Source organism: Frankia sp. R43 (assembly GCF_001306465.1).
Classification (GTDB): domain Bacteria; phylum Actinomycetota; class Actinomycetes; order Frankiales; family Frankiaceae; genus Parafrankia; species Parafrankia irregularis.
Genome location: NZ_LFCW01000004.1, coordinates 1 through 22,244 on the forward strand (window position 1 = coordinate 1; position 22,244 = coordinate 22,244).

At 74.6% G+C, this 22,244-nt stretch carries 12 protein-coding genes; all 12 read left to right on the forward strand.

From position 1 onward, the window contains the following. Nucleotides 1-367 precede the first annotated feature (367 nt). Nucleotides 368-1,288 carry an MBL fold metallo-hydrolase gene (locus ACG83_RS17575; RefSeq protein WP_235497984.1) on the forward strand — a complete coding sequence of 307 codons (921 nt, stop codon included), beginning with the start codon at nt 368-370 and terminating at the stop codon, nt 1,286-1,288. Further along, nucleotides 1,281-2,015, forward strand: coding sequence for an HAD-IA family hydrolase (locus ACG83_RS17580; protein WP_083473332.1), 735 nt, complete (start codon nt 1,281-1,283; stop codon nt 2,013-2,015). Before ACG83_RS17575 ends, ACG83_RS17580 begins: the two co-directional genes overlap by 8 nt. Before the next feature lie 239 nt (nt 2,016-2,254). After that, on the forward strand, nt 2,255-4,207 hold the full coding sequence (locus ACG83_RS17585; RefSeq protein ID WP_054567859.1) for a long-chain fatty acid--CoA ligase: 1,953 nt from the start codon (nt 2,255-2,257) through the stop codon (nt 4,205-4,207). A 74-nt stretch (nt 4,208-4,281) separates the two neighbouring features. Further along, nucleotides 4,282-5,517, forward strand: a complete 1,236-nt coding sequence (locus tag ACG83_RS17590; protein WP_054567330.1) for an NAD(P)/FAD-dependent oxidoreductase — start codon at nt 4,282-4,284, stop codon at nt 5,515-5,517. A 40-nt stretch (nt 5,518-5,557) separates the two neighbouring features. Continuing rightward, nucleotides 5,558-6,829, forward strand: a complete 1,272-nt coding sequence (locus ACG83_RS17595) for an acyl-CoA dehydrogenase family protein (RefSeq protein ID WP_054567331.1) — start codon at nt 5,558-5,560, stop codon at nt 6,827-6,829. Continuing rightward, nucleotides 6,826-7,392 carry a YiiD C-terminal domain-containing protein gene (locus ACG83_RS17600; protein ID WP_054567332.1) on the forward strand — a complete coding sequence of 189 codons (567 nt, stop codon included), beginning with the start codon at nt 6,826-6,828 and terminating at the stop codon, nt 7,390-7,392. The genes ACG83_RS17595 and ACG83_RS17600 overlap by 4 nt, the downstream gene beginning before the upstream one ends. Nucleotides 7,393-7,394: 2 nt before the next feature. Then, nucleotides 7,395-8,378 (forward strand): alpha/beta fold hydrolase, encoded by a 984-nt coding sequence (locus ACG83_RS17605; protein WP_054567333.1) that lies wholly within the window; start codon nt 7,395-7,397, stop codon nt 8,376-8,378. After that, nucleotides 8,375-9,025 (forward strand): SGNH/GDSL hydrolase family protein, encoded by a 651-nt coding sequence (locus ACG83_RS17610; RefSeq protein WP_054567334.1) that lies wholly within the window; start codon nt 8,375-8,377, stop codon nt 9,023-9,025. Before ACG83_RS17605 ends, ACG83_RS17610 begins: the two co-directional genes overlap by 4 nt. Nucleotides 9,026-9,233: 208 nt before the next feature. Next, nucleotides 9,234-16,238: a type I polyketide synthase gene (locus ACG83_RS17615; RefSeq protein ID WP_063793122.1), complete on the forward strand. Its 7,005-nt coding sequence runs from the start codon at nt 9,234-9,236 to the stop codon at nt 16,236-16,238. Next, the gene (locus tag ACG83_RS17620; RefSeq protein ID WP_083473333.1) at nt 16,235-18,730 is read left to right on the forward strand and encodes a beta-ketoacyl synthase; all 2,496 of its coding nucleotides are present in this window, start codon (nt 16,235-16,237) and stop codon (nt 18,728-18,730) included. The genes ACG83_RS17615 and ACG83_RS17620 overlap by 4 nt, the downstream gene beginning before the upstream one ends. Beyond that, complete coding sequence (locus ACG83_RS17625; RefSeq protein WP_054567335.1) at nt 18,724-20,400, forward strand: PfaD family polyunsaturated fatty acid/polyketide biosynthesis protein; 1,677 nt, start codon at nt 18,724-18,726, stop codon at nt 20,398-20,400. Before ACG83_RS17620 ends, ACG83_RS17625 begins: the two co-directional genes overlap by 7 nt. Next, entirely contained in the window at nt 20,397-22,244 is a 1,848-nt protein-coding gene (gene accD, locus ACG83_RS17630) for an acetyl-CoA carboxylase, carboxyltransferase subunit beta (protein ID WP_054567336.1), read from the forward strand. Before ACG83_RS17625 ends, accD begins: the two co-directional genes overlap by 4 nt.

Below are 22,244 nucleotides of genomic sequence, written 5' to 3' on the forward strand. Positions count from 1 at the left end.
GGTCCTCAAGAACTGGCACATATTCGACCGTTTCCGCGGCTGCCCACGCCGCGTCGGCATCTTCGCCCAGGCCGTCCTCGTCCTCTCCAGTGAGGGCCTTTAGGAAAATCGACTTTGAAAAGGCTCATTCTGAATAGTTCGTTCGGCATTCCTGTGTTGCCGATGATCCGGTGGGCGCGGAACATCGCTCAAACGGTCGGATTCGCGTGATCGCCGAGGCTGGCCGGCCCGCTCCTGTCCCAGGTCGCTCCGCCGTCCAGGTCGGTGCGACCGGGCCGGTGCCCGCCGCGGAGAACGTGCCGGCCGCGGTCACCGCCCACGACAGCGTTGTTCGCTCCGGACGCTGTCCAACAGAATGGACACGGACATGCAGTTGACGGTCCTCGGATGCCGGTCGGGAATGCCCGGCGCCGGCCAGTGCAGTTCCAGCTATCTGGTGGAGAGCGAAAAGGCTCGCCTGTTGCTGGACTGCGGCCCCGGGGCCGCGACCGCGCTCAGCACGATCACGCATCCGGACCAGCTCGACGCCGTCGTCATCAGCCACCTGCATCTGGACCACTGCTACGACCTGCTTCCCCTCGGGAAGACGCTGCTCGCCGGATACGGGCAGTTCGCCGAACTGTTCCCGACGCTGCCGTCGCTGACCCGGCGCGTCGAGCGGGCCCCGGTGCCGCTGTACGTTCCGGCGGGCGGACGGGAGCGGCTGACGGCGCTGGCGGCGCTGTTCCCGGTCGCGACGATCCCACTGCTGGACCGCGCGTTCGAGGTCGCCTTCGACGTCCGCGAATACGCGCCGGGGGACGTCTTCGAAATCGGCGACACCACCGTGAGCCTGCATGAGCTGCGCCATTCGGTGCCCAACTGCGGAACCCGCATCGACAGCGGAACCGGCAGCTTCGCCTACACCGGCGACACCGGGGTGACGGCGGATCTCGTCCCGTTCGCCCGTGACGTCGACATGCTGCTCGCCGAGGCGACGCTGGAGCTCACCGATACCACGGGCCACGGCCACCTCAGCGCCACCGACGCCGCCGCCGTGGCCGCCGCGGCCGGGGTGGACCAGCTCGTCCTCACCCATTTCGTGACCGCGGATCGGGCCTGGCTCGCCGCCCGCAAGGTGGACGCGGAGCGTGTCTTCGCCGGTCCGGTGCATCTGGCCGCCCCCGCGGCCCGCTTCACGACGCGGAGCCCCGAGGTGCTTGCGCCCGTCGTCCCAGGCGCGGAGCTGGCGCGATCCGGTCGGGCCGGAACGGAGCTGGCGGGTACGGAGCTGGCGCCCCGTGGTTGAACCGTTCAGCACGGCGCCCGCCGCGCCGCGGCGGCACCGGACGCCCGGCGCCGCCGCGGCCCTGACCGTGCGCGCACCGCGCACCGCGCCGCCGGTCCGAGCCCTGTGGTGCGACTACGGCGGTGTCCTCACCTCCCCCGTCGCCGACGCGCTCAGCCAGGTCGCGGCGGCTGCCGAGGTCCCGGCGGCGGACCTGATGGCGGCGATCCGCCAGGTCGCCGAACCGTTCGGCGGCACCCTCATCGAGCCGCTCGAGCTGGGCATTCTTCCGCAGCGGGAATGGGGGCTGCGGGTGACGGCGGCACTCGCGCCCCGCTGGACACCGCGCATCGACCTGACCCGCTTCGGCGACTACTGGTACGTCGGCCGGACCGTCAGCACAGAGCTGTTCACGCTGCTGGCGCGGGTGCGCGGTGAGGGCGTGCGGGTCGGCATGCTCACGAACAGCGTGCGGGAATGGGAGCCGCACCGGCGGGCCCTCGCCCCGGATGTCGACCCGTTCGAGGTGACGGTCAACTCGTTCGAGGTGGGCCTGCGCAAGCCGGATCCGGCGATCTTCCGGCTGGCCGAATCGATCTTCCGGGTGCCGCCGGAATCCTGCCTGCTCATCGACGACCTCGGCGCCAACTGCGCCGCCGCCCGGGTGCTCGGCTGGCAGACAATCGAGCACACCACCGTCGCCGACACCCTCGACGTGGTGCACCGACTGGTTTTCGAGCGGCGCTGAACCCACTTTCAATTCTTTTCCATCCCTGACCGTGGACCGCGGGACGGCGAGGGAGAACCGCCCGCGAGAACGATAAATAGTTTCCATCGATCCATCGAAATCGATCACGCGCCGACGATTGCTGTCGTTTACGGATCGTTCGCCACAATCGCATTGCCAACCGCGACGCACCGTTCGAGACTGAGTCCGGAAAATCCGCCAGGAATTCCCCGGAACTCGTCACGGAACAGGTGGTCGGTGTGTCGCAGTACACCCTGGGAGCGGGCCTCGTCCTTCCTGAGGACCGTGGCCTCTACTCCCTCGTCGACGACCGGGTACGGGTCACCCCCGAACTGGTTGTCCTGAGCCGCCCGGCGGCGTCGGGCTGGCAGGACATCACCTACCGCGAGCTCGACGCCCACGCGCGCCGGGTCGCGGCGGTCCTGCTGCACCGGGGAGTCGGCGCGGGCGACCGCGTCGGCGTCCTGGGCCGCACCAGCTACGAGTGGGTGGTGGCCGACCTCGCGGTGCTCGCGATCGGCGCGATCACCGTCCCGATCTTCCCGACCGCCTCCGCGGCCCAGATCGCTCACATCGTCGCCGATTCCGGGATGACGTGGTGCTTCGCCGAGACACCGGAGCATCAGGAACTGGTGGCCGGCGCGGCGGCGGGCGCGCTGCGGGCGGCCCCCTGGCCACTGGCGGACCTCGACACACTGGCGGCATCCGACGACACCGCCCGCACCGACGGCGAGTTCGAGCGGCGCCGCGACGCCGTCCGCGCGGACTCGATCGCGACAATCGTCTACACCAGCGGAACCACCGGGATGCCCAAGGGCTGCATTCTCACCCACGGCAACCTGTTCGCGTCCAGCGCGAACACGGTCGAGCACACCGGCGGGCTGTTCCGCGTGTGGCGTCCGGAGCACACCGTCGGCACCGGTGCCGACGGAGACGGCGCGGACGCCAGCGATGTCGTGACCGAGCAGGCCGCGACGCTGCTCTGCCTGCCACTGGCGCACGTCTTCGGACGCACCATCCTGGTCGCCTGCCTGTACGCCGGGACCAGGACCGGGCTGCTCTCGGCCGTCACCGACCTGCTGCCCGCGATGGCCGGTTTCCGGCCGACCGTGCTGGCGCTGGTCCCGTACGGGCTGGAGAAGATCCGCAAGGGCCTGCGGGCAGCCGTCGACGCCGACACCGAGCTGGCCGCGGTCGCCGCGGGGCTGGCACAGGTCGGCACCGGCACCGGCACCGGCACCGGCACCGATGAGCCTGGCGGCCGCCCGGACGAAGCCCTGCTGGCCCGGGTCGGCGCCGTGTTCGGTGGGCGGCTGACCCACGTGATCAGCGGCGGCGCGTCGCTGGACAGCACGACCGCGGCCTACTACCGCGGGCTCGGCGTGCACATCCTCAACTGCTACGGCCTGACCGAGGCCGCGACCGCCGTGACGGTCAACCAGCCCGAGACCAACCGGGTCGGCACCGTCGGCCAGCCCATCCCGGGAACGACGGTGGGCATCGCACCGGACGGCGAGGTGCTGGTCGCGGGCCCGAACGTCTCCCCCGGCTACTGGCGGACCGGCCAGGACCCGCTCAAGGCAGGCACAGACCCGCTGAAGGCGGGAACGGACCCGTCGACCGCCGGCGCCGACGGGCAGGACGGCACCGACGCCGCGCCCCGCTGGCTGTACACCGGCGACCTGGGCCGGCTCGACGCCGACGGCTACCTCGTCATCACCGGCCGGCGTAAGGAGATCCTGGTCACCAGCGGTGGCAAGAACGTCACACCGACCCTGCTCGAGGACCGGATGCGGTTGCACCCGCTGGTCGCCGACTGCATGGTCGTCGGCGAGGGCCGCCCGTTCGTCGCCGCACTGGTGACGCTGGAGCCGGCGGTGCTGGCGAAGCTGGCCGCCGAGGCCGGCCTCGACCTCGACGCCGACCGGTGGTGGGAGCATCCCGCCCTGGCGGAGCGGCTGCGCGACGCGGTCGACGACACGAACAGCCTGGTCTCCCGGGCCGAGTCGATCCGGCGCATCCGGGTGCTGCCGACCCAGTTCACCATCGCCGACGGCCATCTGACGCCCTCGATGAAGCTGCGCCGCGCACAGATCGAGGCCACGTTCGCCGCCGAGATCGACGAGCTCTACACCGCCGCACCCGAGCCGGCCGGCCCGGCGCCGACCGAACCGGCGACCTCCGCCGCCTGACCAGAGCCGCCGCCTGACCTGAACCAAAGGCCCCAGTCCTGTTCCACCCGCCTGTACGACGGGAGTTCCCAAGGATGTACGACGTCATCGTGGTCGGTGCCCGCTGCGCCGGATCGCCGCTGGCCATGCTGCTGGCCCGCCAGGGCCACCGGGTCCTGGTCGTGGACCGGTCGACCTTCCCCAGCGACACTGTGTCGACCCACTACATGCACCAGACGGGGCTGGCCCGGCTGCGTGACTGGGGCCTGCTGGACCGGCTGATCGCCAGCGGGGTGCCGCCGATCCGCAACCTGACCTTCTACTACACCGGCATGCTCGTCGAGGGCTTCGCCGACCCGATCGAGGGCATCGACGCGGTGTACTGCCCGCGCCGGACCGTCCTGGACAAGCTGCTGGTCGACGCCGCCCGCGAGGCCGGCGCCGAGGTGATCGAAGGCTTCACGGTCACCGACCTGCTGTTCGACGCCGGGCGGGTCACCGGCATCCGCGGGCAGGTCGGCGACGGGCCCGAGCAGGAGTTCCGCTCCGCGTTCGTGGTCGGCGCGGACGGGCGGACGTCCACCGTGGCGGACAAGGTCGGCGCCGACTTCTACAAGGTCGTGCCGGCGGAGGGCTTCATCTACTACTCGTACTTCGAGGGCCTGGACTGGGCGATGCAGCACCGGACCGGCCTCGGCGAGCAGCAGTTCGGCACCTGGCCGACGAACGACGGCCAGCACCTGCTGTCGATCATCCGGCCGCGCGCGGCGTTCAGCGAGTTCCGCGCCGACGTCGAGGGCAGCTTCCAGGCGATCTTCGACAACGTGCAGCCGGAGTTCGGCGAGGACCTGCGGGCCCGGGGCAAGCGGGTGGAGGAGTTCCGCCCGATGCGCTACCCGGACAACTACTACCGGCGCTCGAACGGCCCGGGCTGGGCGCTGGTCGGCGACGCCGGCTACCACAAGGACCCGTTCACCGGCTGGGGCATCACCGACGCCTTCCTGCAGGCGCAGCTGCTGGCCGACCGCCTGCACGCGGGCCTGGCCGGCGAGCGGACGCTCGACGACGCCGCCGCCGAGTACGTCAAGATCCGCGACGAGGAGAGCCACGGCACGTTCGAGCTGACCTGCACGCTGTCCAAGCTCGTCCTGCCGCCGTTCCTGGACTCGGTCTTCAACGCCACCGCGGCCAGCCCCCGGTACATCAAGAAGTTCTTCGCCATGATCGCCGGCGGCGCCGACGGCCACGACTTCTTCGAGCGCGACAGCCTCGCCGAGCTGTACGAGGAGGTCGGGACGCCGGCCGACAAGCGCCTGCTGCCGGCCGCCTGAGCCCGCGCCCGAGCCCAGAAACCCAGGAGGCGTCCCCCCGATGACCACCGCCCCGGCCACGCGTCCACCCGCGCCCGCCGGCACGCCCGAGCCCGCCGGTTCGCCCCCGCCCGCGGGCCCGGGGGCCGACGTCGCCGAGCTCGCCCGGCGCACCCGTGCCTTCGTCGACGACCACGTCCTGCCCGTCGAACGCGAGCTGGTCGTGGCGGGCCGGCACATGGACGACGACGTCCGGGTCGACCTGCAGCGCGCCGCCCGCGCGGCCGGGGTGTTCGGGCCGCTCACCCCGGTCGGGCTCGGCGGACTGGGCCTGTCCAACGCCGGCCTCGCCGAGGTGCTCGAGGCGGCCGGGCGCAGCCTGATCGGCCCGACCGCGGTCAACTGCGCCGCACCCGACGACGGCAACATGCACCTGCTCGCCGCGGTGTGCACCCAGGCGCAGGCCGAGCGCTACCTGCACCCGCTGCTGCGCGGTGAGACCCGCTCCTCGATCGCGCTCACCGAGCCCGCGCCCGGTGCCGGCTCGGACCCGTCGATGGTCCGCACCAGCGCCGTCCCGGTCGACGGCGGCTGGGTCATCGACGGGGCGAAGCACTTCATCACCGGCGCCGAGGGTGCCGCGTTCACCATCTGCATCGCCCGCACCGAGGGCGGCACCACCATGTTCCTGGTCGACCAGGACAACCCGGGCCTGCGGGTCGGGCGCCGCATGCCGACCCTGGACCACAGCGCCGCGGGCGGGCACTGCGAGGTCACCTTCGCCGACTGCTTCGTCCCGGACGACGCCGTCCTCGGTGACGTCGGCGCCGGCCTGCGCTACGCCCAGGTGCGCCTCGCCCCGTCCCGGCTGGCGTTCTGCATGGCCTGGCTGGGCCTGGCCGCGCGGGCGCACGAGATGGCCGCCGCGTGGATCACCGGCCGCTCCTCGTTCGGCCAGCGGATCTCCGACCACGGCATGGCGCAGGCACACGTCGCCGACAACGAGATCGACATCGCCGCCGCGCGGGCGCTGGTGCGGTCGGTGGCGCGGGTCCTCGACGAGGAGGGCCTGGCCAGCTCCGGCGCCCGCCACGGCGCCGCGATCGCGAAGACGTTCGTCGCCGAGGCGGTGTGGCGGGTGCTCGACCGGGTGGTCCAGCTCTACGGCGGGCTCGGCATCTGCGAGGACCACCTGGTCGCCCGCTTCCTGGTCGAGGCCCGCGGGTTCCGCATCTACGAGGGCTCGTCCGAGGTGCTGCGTGCCTCGATCGCCCGCCGGGTGCTGCGCGCGCACAGCAGCCCGGCTCCCATCAGCCCCGAGGAGGCCCGATGACATCGACATCCGCACCTGCCACGCCGCCCGCGACGCAGCAGGCCGGCGCCGGAGCCGGCGGATCCGGGCCGTTCTCCATCTTCGGCCCGGCGACGGCCGATCCGTCGGCACCGGACTTCGCGCGGATCTGCGAGATCGCCAACGCGATCGTGCCGTTCCGCCGGTTCGTGGGCATCGACATCACCCAGGTCGACCCCGACCACTCGGTCGTGGAGATCCCCGCCCGGCCCGATCTCACCAACCAGCTCGGCACCGTGCACGCGGGCGCGCTGTTCCTGGCCGCCGACCTCGCCGGGGCGGCCGCCGTCGCCGGGGCGATGGCGGCGCGGCTGAGCCGGTTCGAGAGCCTCGTCGTGCGCGACGCCCGCTCGTCCTTCCGCCGGCCCGCCCGCGGACGCATCCGGGCGATCGGCATGGTCGACGAGCGGGAGGCGCGCCGCGTCCTCGCCGGCACCGGGCCCGAGCGGTTCGACCTCGACGTGCGTGCCGTGCTCTACGACGACGACGACGTGATCGTGGCCCGCTTCGGCTTCGACTACGTCTGCGCGATCGGCGGCGACTGACCATGGCCACCACCGAGTCGACGGCGTCATCACCGTCCCCGGCCTCGTCCTCGTCCCCAGCCCCGGCCCCGGCGCAGGGCTCGTCCGCCGAGAAGGTGGCCGTGCCGGTCGGCGGCGGCGTCGTGCTGGGGCTGCGGATCATGGCCCAGCCCGACCCGGCCGTGCCCGTGGTCGCGCTGCTGCCCGCGATGGCGCTGAAGGCGAAGTTCTACGTGCCGCTGGCGAAGGCGCTGTTCGGCGCCGGCCTGTCGGTGGTGCTGTGTGACCAGCGCGGCTACGGCGACAGCACCCCCGGCCTGCGCGAGCAGCCGAACTTCGGCTACCGCGAGCTGATCGAGGTCGACGTCCCGGCGGTGGTCACCACGATCCGCGCCCGCTTCCCCGAGTCCGCGCTGTACCTGTTCGGCCACAGCCTCGGCGGGCAGCTCGCGCTGTTCCACGCGGCGTCCGCGCCGGCCGGTGTCGCCGGCATCATCACCATCGGCACCGGCACGCCCTACTGGCGGGCCTTCGGACGCCGCAACTGGCTCGAGGCGTACTGGAAGATCCAGACGATCGGCCTGGTCGCGCGGCTGCGCGGCCACTGGCCGGGCGGGATGCTCATCGGCGGCGCGATGTCCGGCCAGGTCATGGTCGACTGGGCGCGGCAGTCGCGGACGAGCTGGTGCCGGCCGCGCGGCTCGTCGCGCCGCCACGACGACGCGCTGCGGGCGCTGAGCCTGCCGGTGCTCGCGATCTCGCTCGACGACGACCGGCTCGGCCCCGCCTCGAACGTGGACTTCCTGTGCTCCCGGATGCCGGTCGCCCGGCTCACCCGCTGGCACGTCGTGGCGGCCTCGGGAGTCGAGAACCGGGACCACTTCGCGTGGATCAAGGACAGCGCGGTCATCGGGAAGGCCGCCGCGACCTGGATCGCCAGCGGCCGGCTGCCCGCCGCGGCCACCGCGGGCTCCGGCACCAGCTCGACCGACGGGGGCGGCCGGTGACCCGGGCCCGGCTGACCGTGCTCGGCGACAGCTTCGCCGAGGGCCGCGGCGACCCGCGGCCGGACGGCTCGTACGGCGGCTGGGTGCCGCTGTTCGCCGACCTGTTCGCCGTCCCGCGCGGCGGCCACCGCAACCTCGGCACCCACCAGGCCACCACATCCGACATCCTGCACCGGCAGGTCCCGGCCGCCCTGGTCAACAAGGCCACCATGATCGGTTTCATCGGTGGTGTGAACGACCTGGTCAGCGACTACGACCCCGATCGCTTCGCGCGCAACCTGGAGGCGATCCTGCGCCGGCTCGCCGGCCCGGACACCGTCCTGTTCACCGCCACCTACCCAGACATCCCCGGCAACCTCGACATCCCCGCGCCGTTCCGGGCCCTGCTGCGCGACCGCTTCGCCCGCGCGAACGAGGACCTGACCCGGGCCGCCACGGCCGTCGGCGCGGTCTGCCTCGACATCGCGGCCGCGGCCGAATGGCGCGGGCCGACGTTGTGGGACCCCGACGGGCTGCACCCGAACCCGCGCGGGCACCGCCACTTCGCCGACACCATGGCCGACTTCGTCGGCCTGCACACGGGCATGGCGCCGGTCGGGCGCGAACCCGTCGGCGCCGGCGCGGGGGCCGGCCTCCTGTCCTACTGACCCCTTCCCCCAGGCCCTGGCCTCCGGCGCCGCCGGCCGCTGTGCCCGCCCGCCGCGGGGCCTGCCGCCGCGGGGCCGCCGGCCGGCCCTGTGCCGCCGGTGCCGCCGTCATCCCCTGGCGGCACCGGCCCACCGGCCCCGCGGCCCCGCGGCCTGGCGCGGCTGACCATCCAGCGCCCCGCCCCCACCACCTGATGAAAGGTTCATCGTGCGCGAGAGCGGACCGCCCCGGCGACTCGCCGACACACCCATCGCCATCGTCGGCATGGCGGGTCTCTTCCCGCATGCCCGTGACGTCCGTGAGTTCTGGCAGAACATCGTCGACGCACGGGACTGCATCGAGGACATCCCGGCCAGCCGCTGGAACATCGACGACTACTACGACGCCGATCCGACCCGGCCCGACCACACCTACTCCCGGCGTGGCGGCTTCGTCCCGGACGTCGACTTCGACCCGCTGGAGTTCGGCCTCCCGCCGAACCAGCTCGAGGTCACCAGCACCCTGCAGACCCTCAGCCTCGTCGTCGCCCGCGACCTGCTGCGCGACGCCGGCGCCACCGACTCCACCTGGTACGACTCCGAGACCACCGGCGTGGTCCTCGGTGTCACCGGGCCGGTGCCGCTCATGCACCCGCTCGGCGCCCGGCTCACCACCCCGGTGCTGCGCGAGGTCGTGCGTGCCTGCGGGCTGACCGAGGACGACGCCCAGGCCATCGCCACCCGCTACGCCGAGGCCTTCGCGCCCTGGGAGGAGAACTCCTTCCCCGGCCTGCTCGCCAACGTCACCGCCGGGCGCATCGCGAACCGCCTCGGCCTCGGCGGCATGAACTGCACCGTCGACGCCGCCTGCGCGGCGTCGCTTTCCGCGGTGCGGATGGCGATCGCCGAGCTGGTCGACGGCCGCTCCGACATGATGATCGCCGGTGGTGCCGACACCGAGAACTCGATCTTCGGATACATGTGCTTCAGCAAGACCCAGGCGCTGTCGAAGTCCGACCGCATCCGCCCGTTCGACGAGGGCGCCGACGGCACGCTGATCGGCGAGGGCGTCGGCATGATCGCCCTGCGCCGGCTGGCGGACGCCGAGCGCGACGGCAACCGGATCTACGCGGTCATCCGCGGGCTCGGCTCGTCCAGCGACGGCCGTTCGAAGAGCATCTACGCCCCGCGGGCCGAGGGCCAGGAGCGCGCGCTGCGGCGCGCCTACGCCGACGCCGACTGCTCGCCGGCGTCCGTCGAGCTGTTCGAGGCCCACGCCACCGGCACCGCCGTCGGCGACCGCACCGAGCTGACCGCGCTGGACGGCGTCCTGCGCGCCGCCGCCGACGGGCAGGCCCACTTCGCCGCGATCGGCAGCGTCAAGTCGCAGATCGGCCACACCAAGGGCGCCGCGGGCACCGCCAGCCTGATGAAGCTGGCGCTCAGCCTCTACCAGAAGACGCTGCCCCCGACGATCAACGTCGAGCGCCCCAACGGCCCGCTCGCCGAGGACGCGACCCCGCTGTACGTGAACACCCGCACCCGGCCGTGGATCCGCGACCCGCGCCGGCCGGTGCGCCGCGCCGCCGCCTCCGCGATGGGCTTCGGCGGGACGAACTTCCACGTCGTCCTGGAGGAGCACAGCGCGCTGCGCCCGGCGAACGGGATGGTGCACCGCACCGCCCGTGCCTGGGTGTGGCACGCCCCGGACCCGGCCGCGCTGCGCGCCGCGCTCGAGGCCGGCGCCGCCCCCACCGACGGCCCCATCCCCGCCGACCACGCCCGGGTCGGGTTCGTGACCCCGGCCGGCGACCCGGACGGCGCCGAGCCGCGCCGGATCGCGCTCGCCCAGCTCGCCGCGTCCCCCGACGCCGAGCAGTGGACGCACCCCGCCGGGGTCTACTACCGCCGCCGCGCCCTGGCGGACCTTCGCGTCGGCGCGCTGTTCGCCGGCCAGGGCAGCCAGTACCTGGAGATGGGCCTCGACGCCGTGCTCGGCGTGCCGACCGTCGGCCAGGCCCTCGACGACGCGAACGCCGTGTTCGACGGCGACGCCACCGCGCTGGCCGCGGTGATGTACCCGCCGCCGGTGTTCGATCCCGAGCTGCGCCAGGAGCAGGAGTCCCGGCTGCGGGCCACCCGGTACGCCCAGCCCGCCATCGGCGCACTGTCGGTGGGCCAGTTCCGCTACCTGGCCGAGCTGGGCCTGGACTGCGCGGGCTACCTCGGCCACAGCTTCGGTGAGCTCACCGCGCTGTGGGCCGCCGGCGCGCTGACCGACGCCGACTTCTTCCGGCTCGCCCGCGCCCGCGGCGCCGCGATGGCCCCGCCCGACGCGCAGGCCTCCCCCCTCGATGCGGCGAGCTCCGATCCCGGGACGATGGCCGCCGTCCAGGCCGGCCGCGAGGAGATCGAGCAGATCCTCGCCGACTTCCCCGACGTGGTCGTCTGCAACCACAACGCCCCCGACCAGGTCGTCGTCGGCGGCGGCACGCAGGCCGTCGGCGAGGTGCTGGCGGAGCTGGCCCGGCGCGGCCTGAACGGGCGGCTGCTGCCCGTCTCCGCCGCGTTCCACACCCGCTACGTCGGGCACGCGGTGGACCGGTTCGCCGCCGACCTGGCCTCCGTCGAGATCGGGGCGCCGACCGCGCCGGTGTACGCCAACACGGCCGGCGCGAGCTACGGCACCGAGCCAGCGGCGAACCGCGCGGTTCTCGGCGGCCAGCTGCTGGCACCCGTCGACTTCGTCGCCGGTGTCCGCGCGATGCGCGCCGACGGCTGCAACGTCTTCGTCGAGTTCGGCCCGAAGCAGGTGCTCGCCCAGCTCACCCGCCGCATCCTCGGCGACGAGCCGATCGCGGTCGTCTCCACCGACGGCGGCCCGCTGCGCGACGGCGACGTCATGCTCAAGCAGGCCGCCGTGCAGCTCGCGGTGCTCGGCGTGGCGATCACCGACATCAACCGGTACGACCCGGCCTCGCACGCCGAGGGCGGGCAGGCCGCGCGCCGTGCGGCGATGACCATCACGCTCACCGGCGCCGAGTACATCCCCGACTCCCGCCGCGCGCTCTACAACGCCGGCCTCACCGACGGCTTCCGGGTCAGCGCGCTGGCGGCCCCGACCGCCGCCGCACCGGTCGCGGACGCCGCCGCGGTCACCGCCGTCACGCCGGCCACGCTCACCACGGCGGCGCTGGCTCCGGCCGCGCTCACCCCCACCGCGGGCGGCGCCCCCACCGCGAACGGCGGCTCCGTCCTCGGCGGCCTGGCCACCACCAGCGCCAACGGTGACCTGTCGGCCGCCAGCCACGCGCCGGCGGTCGACGGCCCACCCGCCCCGAACGGTCTGGCCGTGGCCGGTGCCGCCGCGGCGCCGAGCCCGGTGGTGGCCGCAGGCACGGACCTGGACCCGGCGCTGGTGACCGAGGCGGTGAACCGGCACCTGGACCTGCACACCCGGTACCTGGACGGACAGCTGCAGATCACCGGGGAGCTGGTCGCCCTGCTGCGATCGGGCGCTAGCACGGACCAGCCCGCCTGGATCCCGGCGGCCATCGAGCAGGTCGCCGAGCAGAGCCTCGCCGCCGGCCGCACCCACACCCGCGCCAACGAGGTGCTCGCCGCCCTCGCCGGTCTGCGGCTGCCGGCTCGGGAGGACGCCTTCCTTCCCGCGCCCGCCCCGGCCCCGGCTCTGCCGGTGGCCCCGGTTCACGCGGCACCAGCCGGACTCACGCCGGCCCCGCCGGCCGGTTCGGCGGCCCCGGTGGTGCCCTGGATCCCCAGCCAGGACTCCGGTGACGGCGTTGCCAGCGGCAACGGCAGCACCCCTGGCAACGGCAGTGCCAACGGCAACGGGTACCGGCCGGGGACGCCGGCCCTCGGCGCGGGCGAGCCCGTCGGGACCGAGACCCCGGCGAGCCCTGCTGCCAGCGCACCGGTCGCCGCGGGCCCCACCGCGGACGAGGTGCGCACCGCACTGCTGGGCGTCGTCGCGGACCGCACCGGCTACCCCGCCGAAATGATCGACACCGGCATGGACCTCGAAGCCGACCTCGGCGTCGACTCCATCAAACGCGTCCAGATCCTCGGCGCCCTCCAAGAACACTTCCCCACCCTCCCCGCAGTCGGCCCCGAACGCCTCGCCGAAATGCGCACCCTCGACCACATCACCGACCACGTCCTCACCAGCCTCACCAACACGGCAAGCAGCACCCCCACCGCCAGCACAACCGGACCGGCCACCGCCACGGCGAACGGCACCGCCACCACCGCCGTCTCCCCTGACGCCGTCCGCACCGCACTGCTCAGCGTCGTCGCCGACCGCACCGGCTACCCCGCCGAAATGATCGACACCGGCATGGACCTCGAAGCCGACCTAGGCGTCGACTCCATCAAACGCGTCCAGATCCTCGGCGCCCTCCAAGAACACTTCCCCACCCTCCCCGCAGTCGGCCCCGAACGCCTCGCCGAAATGCGCACCCTCGACCACATCACCGACCACGTGCTGACGAGCCTCGCCGGGCCGGCCGAGCCGGCCGCCGGAACGCTCGACCCCGTGGCACCGGCCGCGGCCGAGTCCCTCGACGGCGGGGCACCGCTGCCCCGGCGCCGGGTCGAGCTCGTACCGACCGCCCCAGTGGACGTCCTCGACGCCGCGCCGTTCGGGTCGGACCCGGTCGCCGTCGTCGTCGACGCCTCGGCCACCGGCACGGACGCCGCGACGCTGGCCGCGCTGGACGAGGAGCTGATGGGCCGAGGCTTCGCGGTCCGCACGGTGCGGCTGCCGGCCGCGGCAGCCGGCGGCACCGAGCCCGGCGCCGGCACCGAGACCGCCGACGAGCCGGCCGACCCGCTCGACGAATGGGACGCCGCCGCGGTCGAGAGCGCGCTCACGGACGCGTTCGGCGCGGGGGAGACCGCCGACCTGTGCCTCCTGCTGGTCGGCACGCCGGCTGGACCGGATGACGGTTCCGGCTGGACGGACGGCATCCGCCGGCTCGCCGACGCCGTCCTGGTGGCCAAGCACGCCGCCGGGCCGCTGCGCCGCGCGGCCGCGCGTGGCGACCGCGCCGCCTTCCTCACCATCACCCGCCTCGATGGCGGTCTGGGCCTTCGCGGTCCGGAGCCCGCGGTGCAACGCCTCGTCGGCGGGGTCTCCGGAGTGGTGAAGACGCTGGCCCGCGAGGAGACCTCGCTGTTCTGCCGGGCCCTGGACGTCGATCCCGCCGTGGCGCCCGCGGATCTGGCCCGGATCGCGCTGACCGAGCTGTGGGACGCGGCTGTCGACCTCCTCGAGGTCGGCGTCGACCCGGACGGCACCCGCTGGACGGTCCGGCCCGGCCCCTTCGGCGCCAGCCCGGCCACGGCGACCGCCGACCGTGACCCGGAGACCGGGCCCATCGACGACGGCGAGGTCACCAAGCTGAGCCCGCAGGACACGGTGATCGTCACCGGGGGCGGGCGCGGGGTGACCGCCGACTGCGTGCGGGCGCTCGCGGCCCGTGTCCCGGCGCACTTCGTGCTCCTCGGCCGGACCGAGGCCGACGCCGATCCCGCCTGGGCGCAGGGCGTCGCCGACGCCGCCCTGCTCGGCGCCGCCGCCGCCGACCTGGCGGCGCGGGCCGGCACCGACGGCCCACGCCCGACGCCCCGGCAGGCCGAGGCGGCGCGCCGCGACGTGCTGGCCCGCCGCGAGATCCGCGACACCCTCGCGGCGCTGGCCGCGACCGGCGCCACCGCCGTCTACCTGAGCGTCGACATCGCCGACCGGGCGGCGGTACGGGCCGCGCTGGCTCCCTACCGGGACGTGGCCAGCGCCCTCGTGCACGGTGCCGGGGCACTCGCCGACAGCACGTTGGAGGCCAAGACCCCCGACGCGGTCCGCCGGGTCCTGACCCCGAAGCTGACCGGGCTGCGCAACGTCCTCGACGCGCTCGGCGCGCTCGACGCATCCGAGGAATCCCGTTCCGGCGCGGCCTCGCCGCTGGGGCATCTGGTGCTGTTCACCTCGGTGGCGGGCCTGATGGGCAACCCGGGTCAGGCCGACTACGCGGCGGCGAACGAGGCCCTCGGCCGGCTCGCCGCCGGCTGGAAGCACGCGGCGCCCGGCCGGCACATCACCGCGATCGACTGGGGTGCCTGGGACGGCGGCATGGTCGACGCCGACCTGCGCGAGCTGTTCCGCTCCCGCGGCGTCGCGCTGATCGACCGGGCGCAGGGCGCCGAGGTGTTCGCCGACCAGTTCGAGCCGCCGGGCACCGCCGACGTCCGCCTGCTGGTCGGGTCGGCCGAGGCGCTGACCGGCGCGGGCGGGGTGCGGCCCGCACCGGCCCTGGTGGCCCGCCGCGACCTCGGCGAGATCGCCGAGCACCCGGTGATCCTGCACCACCAGGTCGGCGGGTTCCCCGTCCTGCCGGCGACCTTCGCGATCGGCTGGCTCGCGGGCGTCGTCGAGCGGGCCCACCCGGGGCTCGCGGTCGTGGAGGTCCGCGACTTCGACGTCCACAAGGGTGTGGTGTTCGACGGGACGGGTGAGCTGACCCTGCGGGTGCACGCCGCGGCTGCCGAGCCCGACCCGAGCGCCGGCGGCGCGGCCGGCACGGGTGACCGGCTCGTCGTGAAGGCGAGCGTGCGCAGCCCGGGCGCGCTGCCGATCGGCGTCTCCCGCTACGCGGCGACGCTGGTCCTCGCCGCGCGGCCACCGGCGCCGACACAGGTGGAGGACTGGTCGCGGCTGGAGGCGCTGTGGTCGGGGCCGGGCGCGCAGGACGGCCTGGAGATCTACACCGGCGGCACCCTGTTCCACGGGCCGTTGCTGCGGGGGATCACCCGGGTCCTGGAGCGCGCTGACCGCAGCCTCGTCATCGAGTGCCGCCTGCCCGCGGCTCCGGTCGCGCACGGCGCGTTCGCCGCCACGCTGCACGATCCGGCGCTGGCCGACCTGCTGCTGCACGGCCCGTCGGTGCTCGGGCGCTGGGTGACCGGCCAGGCCTGCCTGCCGCTGGCCGTCGGGCGGATCGACTACCGGGCCCCGCTGCCGGCGGACGAGCCGTTCGCCGTGGTGGTCGACGAGACCCAGGTCCGCGACACCGGCCTGCTCAACCGGGTGACCGCCGTCGGCCGGGATGGACGGATCCTCGTCCGCCTGCACGACGTGGCGATGGTCGCCACCCCGGACATGGCCGCGAAGTTCGCCGAGGGTGCCGCGCGCTGGGCGCAGGAGGTGACGTCATGACGATCGCCGAGGAGGCGCCCCGCATGTCCGTGCCGGGCTTCGGCCCCGGTGCGCTGCCGGCCGCCGCGTTGGACGACGAGCTCGGTTTCGAGGGCGAGCCCTTCGACGCGCTCCGGCTGACCGTCCCGGCCACGCCCACGGCGCCCACGGCGACCACCGTGGCGACCACGGAGGCGCTCGCTCCGGTGACCCCCGGGGCAACCACGGTGGCGGCGGTGACGGTGCCGCTGCCCGCCGGCTCCGCGCTCACCGGCGCGGGTCACCTCGCCACGACCCGGATCGCCGGGCTCATCCGCGAGGCGGGCGCCGTCGTGGCGGCGGCGCACGACTCCGCGCTGGCGGCGCAGCTCGCGCTGAGCCGGCTCACCCTCGCCGGCCCGGCGCCCACCGGCACCGGCACCGGCACCACCCGCCCCGCGCCCATCGTCACGCCGGCGATCGCGGGCACCCCGACGATCAGCGTCACGCCGGCGATCACGGGCACGGCGATCACGGGCACACCGGCGAGCGCCACGGCGGCGACACCAGGCATCACAGCGATCACGGCGGCCACACCGGCCCTCCCGCCGGCGGTCACGACGGCGGCCGTTCCTGAGACCGGGCCGGCGCAGGCCGGGCCGGCACCCACCGGTCCGGGCACGGAGGACGACCCGGTCACGGAGGCGTCCTTCAAGGCGCTGGCGCGCACGGAGCGCCGTGAGCTCACCGCCGCGGACCTGGCCGCGCTCGGCCGCGGCGAGATCGCGGGCGTCTTCGGGCCGGCCTACGACCAGGAGGGCGCCAGCCCCGACCTCACGCTCGTCGATCCGGGCGACCGGCCGCTGCTGGCCTGGGTGGCGGGGCTGCGTACGCATGGCGGTGCCAGCGCGGCCGGCTCCCTGCACGCCGGCCTGCTGCCGCTGGACGCCGCGAGCGGCACCGACGCGCTCACCACCGAGCTGCTGTCCGCGGCCGGGCAGGCGCTGCGGGTCTTCGCGCTGTACGTCGGCCTGCACCTGTGCCTGGCGGACGCACGCTTCGTCCCCGCCGCGCCCGCGGAGGACCCGGACGGCCGCCCGCGCACCGGCCCGGCACATCCCGCGCCCACCGTGACGCTCGTCGGCACCGGCGCCGACGGCGCGTCGCGGTGGGACGGCACCGGCGGGGAGGTCGTGCTCGACATCGACACGATCGACCTGCTGCCACGGCCCTGGCTGGCCGCCCGGGTGCTGGTCCAGGCCGGCGGACGGGTCGTCGCCGAGATCCGCGACGTGGCCGTGACCGTCCGGGAGCGTCCGGGCACGCAGATCGGACCCGACCACGGCGGCGCCGTCACGGCCTTCCTCGGCCGGCGCAACGCCGCCGGGGAGCGGGCGCTGCTCAACGAGTTCCACATGGCGCACTGCGCCCGCGGGGACCAGGGCATCGGGCTGGGCCCGGAGTTCGGCGCCTACCGGGGGCGGCGGGCCACCCGGCTGCCCGGCGGCGGGCTGCGGCTCGTCGACCGGATCATGGCGTCGGACTCCCGCCGCGGCGACCTGCGCGGCGGCGCCACCCACATCACCGAGTACGACGCGGCGGCGGACTGCTGGTACTACGCCGACACCGCGAACGCCTCGATGCCCAACGCCGTCTACATGGAGACGTCGCTGCAGTCGGCGCTGCTGCTCGGCTACTACCTGGGCGCGACCCTGGCCGAGCCGGAGGAGGACTACAGCCTGCGCAACCTCGGCGGGAGCGCGACGGTGCTGCGCGAGGTGGAGCTGCGCGACGCGACCATCCGCCAGCACTCGACGCTGATGTCGACGAACCCGATGCCCGGCACGGCGCTGCAGGACTTCTCCTACTCGATGGCCGTCGACGGCGAGCCGTTCTACACGGGCGAGTCGATGTTCGGCTACTTCAATGCGCCGGCACTGGCCCGCCAGACCGGCCTGGACGGCGGGCGGCTCGTGCCGACCTGGCTCGACGAGGTCGCCGAGCGGGGCGGTGAGGCCCCGGCGGTCCGCACGATCGACGTCGCCGCCCGCCGCGCGGACCCGGCGGCGCCGCTGTGTGCCCGCGGCCAGCTCGCGCTGCTCGACGACGTGGAGGTCGTCGACGGCGGGGGCCGGCACGGGCGCGGCTACCTGCGGGCGGTCCGCCCGATCGACCCGGCGGACTGGTTCTTCACCCGGCACTTCCACCTCGACCCGGTGATCCCCGGATCGCTCGGGGTCGAGGCGGTCATCCAGGCCATGCAGGAGTGGTCCGTCGACGCGGGCCACGCGGACGGGATGGCCCGGCCCGGGTTCGTCCTGCCGGTCGGCCTGACCATGCACTGGAAGTACCGGGGCCAGCTGCTCCCGTCCGACGGGACGTTCACCCTGGAGGTTCACATCTCCGATGTCAGCCGCCGGCCCGGCCGGGTCCGTGTCACCGCCGACGCGAGCCTGTGGAAGCCGACGATGCGGATCTACCAGCTGACCGACATCGCGATCGAGCTGCGCGACGAGGGAGCGCCGTCATGGTGAGCCCGCCCCTGGTCACCACGCCACTGGTCCCCACACCCCCTGCCGCGGCCTCGCCCGCACGACTCGCACCGCCCGGGCGGGCCACACCGCTCGCCCGGACCCCGGCGGACGTCCTCCGGGTGCTCGCCGACCTGGAGCGGCCCGTCTACGTCGTGCGCGACGCGGCCGGGATCGCCCTCACCGGCGACGAGCAGGCCGCGGCGACGGCCGGGCAGGTGCTGGCCGCCGCGGGCCCGCTGCCGCCGCGGCGCCTCGGCTCCCCCGCCTTCCGCCGCGACCACGGGGTCGACCAGGCCTACATGGCCGGGTCGATGGCGAACGGCATCGCATCCACCGATCTGGTGGTCAACCTGGCCCAGGCGGGCTACCTCGCCTCGTTCGGCGCGGCCGGCGTGGTCGCCGCCCGGGTCGAGGAGGCGCTCGCCGACATCAACCGCCGTGTCGGGGGGCGTCCCTTCGCCTGCAACCTGATCCACAGCCCGACCGAGGCCGCGATGGAGCGCGAGGCCATCGACGCGTGCCTGCGCCATCAGGTGCGCTGCATCGAGGCGTCGGCCTTCCTGGACCTGACCCCCCAGGTGGTGCGCTACCGGCTCGCCGGCCTGCACCGCGGCCCGGACGGGCGGGTCGTCGCGGCGAACCGGGTCGTGGCGAAGGTGTCCCGTACCGAGGTGGCCGAGCTGTTCCTGCGGCCGGCTCCGGAGGCACTGGTCCGTCCGCTGGTCGAGCAGGGGCTGGTCAGCGCCGAGCAGGCCGCGCTCGCCGCGGCGGTGCCGCTCGCCGACGACATCACCGCGGAGGCCGACTCCGGCGGCCACACCGACCGCCGCCCGCTGGCCGTCCTGCTGCCCGAGTTGCTGGCCCTGCGCGACGCCCTTCGGGACGCGCCGGGTGGCCCGGGCGGCGCAGGTGGCGGGTGGTCCGTCCGGGTGGGTGCGGCCGGTGGCCTCGGCACCCCCCGAGCCGTCGCCGCCGCGTTCGCCCTCGGCGCGGACTATGTCGTGACCGGCTCGGTCAACCAGTCCTCCGTCGAGGCGGCGCAGTCGCCGGCGACCAAGGCGCTGCTCGCCCAGGCCTCGGTGACCGACTGCGCGCAGGCTCCGTCCGCCGACATGTTCGAGATCGGCGCCGAGGTGCAGGTTCTCAGCCGCGGCACCATGTTCGCGTCGAAGGCGCGCCGGCTGTACGACCTGTACCACCGGTACGACGGGCTGGACGACATCCCCGCCGACGAGCGGGCCGCGCTGGAGAAGCGGATCTTCCGCCGGCCGCTCGACGACGTCTGGGCCGACACGGTCACCTACTTCTCCACCCGCGACCCCGAGCAGATCGAGCGGGCGCGGGAGAGCCCGAAGCGGCGGATGGCACTGGTGTTCCGCTGGTATCTCGGCCTGTCCTCGGGCTGGAGCATCGGCGGCGCGGCCGACCGGGTCGCCGACTACCAGGTCTGGTGCGGCCCGGCGATGGGTGCCTTCAACACCTGGGTACGCGGCAGCGTCCTGGAACCGCTGGAGAACCGGCACGCCGCCGCGATCGCCACCGAGCTGATGCGCGGGGCCGCGTTCACCAGCCGGGTCGCGGCTCTCGCCCAGGCCGGCGTCCGGCTGCCCGCCGCGGCCACCACCTACCGGCCGCTCCCCCACCGACCAGAACAGGAACGACGGCCATGACCGCACCGGTACTGCAGCACCAGCACCGTCCCGAGGGGGACGACGGCACCTCCGCGTGGCTCGTCTGCGACGGCTGCCGGCGGATGATCTACAGCCGGCGGTTCGCCCGCGGCGGGAGCGTCTGCCCCGAATGCGGCTGGCACGCGCGCCTGACCGCCGCGCAGCGGATCGACCTGCTGCTGGACGCGGACTCCGTCGAGCTCCTCGACACTCCGGTCACCGCGGCGGACCCGCTGCACTTCATCGACACCCGCCCCTACACCGACCGGCTTCGCGGCGCCCGGGCCGCGACCGGGATGTCCGAGGGGGTACTGGTCGCCCGCGGCACGATCGAGGGCTGCCCCGTCGTCGCCGCGGTGATGGACTTCCGCTTCCTCGGCGGCAGTCTCGGCGCGGCCGTCGGCGAGGCGATCACCTTGGCCTGCGAGATCGCCCTGCGGGAACGCACCCCGCTGCTGCTGGTGACCGCCTCGGGCGGCGCCCGGATGCAGGAGGGCGCGCTCTCCCTGATGCAGATGGCCAAGACGGCCCAGGCCATCGGTCAGCTCGACGAGGCCGGCATCCTCACCGTCTCGCTGGTCACCGACCCGACGTTCGGCGGTGTCGCCGCGTCCTTCGCGACGCTGACCGACGTCATCATCGCCGAGCCCGGCGCCCGCCTCGGCTTCGCCGGCGCCCGGGTGATCGAGCAGACCATCCGCCAGACCCTCCCGCCCGGGTTCCAGACCGCCGAGTTCCTGCTCGAGCACGGCGTCGTGGACCTGATCAGCCCGCGGGCAGCTCTGCGCCCGACACTCGGGCGGCTGCTGTCCGTCGCCACCCGCCGCCAGGCGCCGGCGCCCGCAACGGCCGCGGCCGCGGCGAGCCCGGACGGGGAAGCCGACGGGCACGGCTCGGCGGGCGTCGTCCGTGACCCCACCCGGCTCGCCGAGCGCCACCCCTGGGAGGCGGTGCGCCTCGCCCGCCGGCTCGGCCGCCCCAGCGCGCTGGACTACGTCGGCGCGCTGGTCGAGGACTGGACCGAGCTGCACGGCGATCGCGCCGCCGCCGACTGCCCGGCCATGATCGCCGGCCTGGGCCGCTTCGACGGGATGTCCGTCGTCGTCATCGGGACGCAGAAGGGCCACACCGCCGCCGAGCTCGCGGCCCGGGCCTACGGCATGCCCTCGCCCGCCGGCTACCGCAAGGCCGCTCGGGTGATGCGGCTGGCGGCGAAGCTGGGCCTGCCGGTCATCACGCTGATCGACACCGCCGGGGCGCATCCCGGCATCGAGGCCGAGGAGAACGCCCAGGCCGTCGCCATCGCCGAGAACCTGCGGCTGATGGCCGGCCTGCCGGTGCCCGTCGTCGCGGTGGTGACCGGTGAGGGCGGCAGCGGCGGCGCGCTCGCGCTGGCCGTCGCTGACCGGGTGCTGATGTGCGCGAACGCGATCTACTCGGTGATCAGCCCTGAGGGCTGCGCCGCGATCCTGTGGAAGGACCCGGCCGCCGGACCGGACGCCGCGGCCGCGCTGCGGGTCGACTCCCGTGCCCTGCTGGAGGCCGGGATCGTCGACGGCGTCATCCCCGAGCCCGACGGCGGTGCCGACGTCGACCCGCTCGCCGCGGCGGACGCCCTGCGCGCCGCCCTGGCCGGCACCCTCGCGGACCTCGTCCCGCTGGACCCGCCGACCCTGGTCTCCGGCCGCCGGGCCCGCTTCCGCCGCTTCGGCGCCCCGGTGCCGGCCTCGGCCTCCGCCACGACCCCGAGCGCCGCCACGCCTGCCGTACCCACCCTCCCCGCGGCACGCCCGCCGATGGGGCAGCGCTCCACCGCCGATCTCGACGACGTGAGGCAGCCTTGA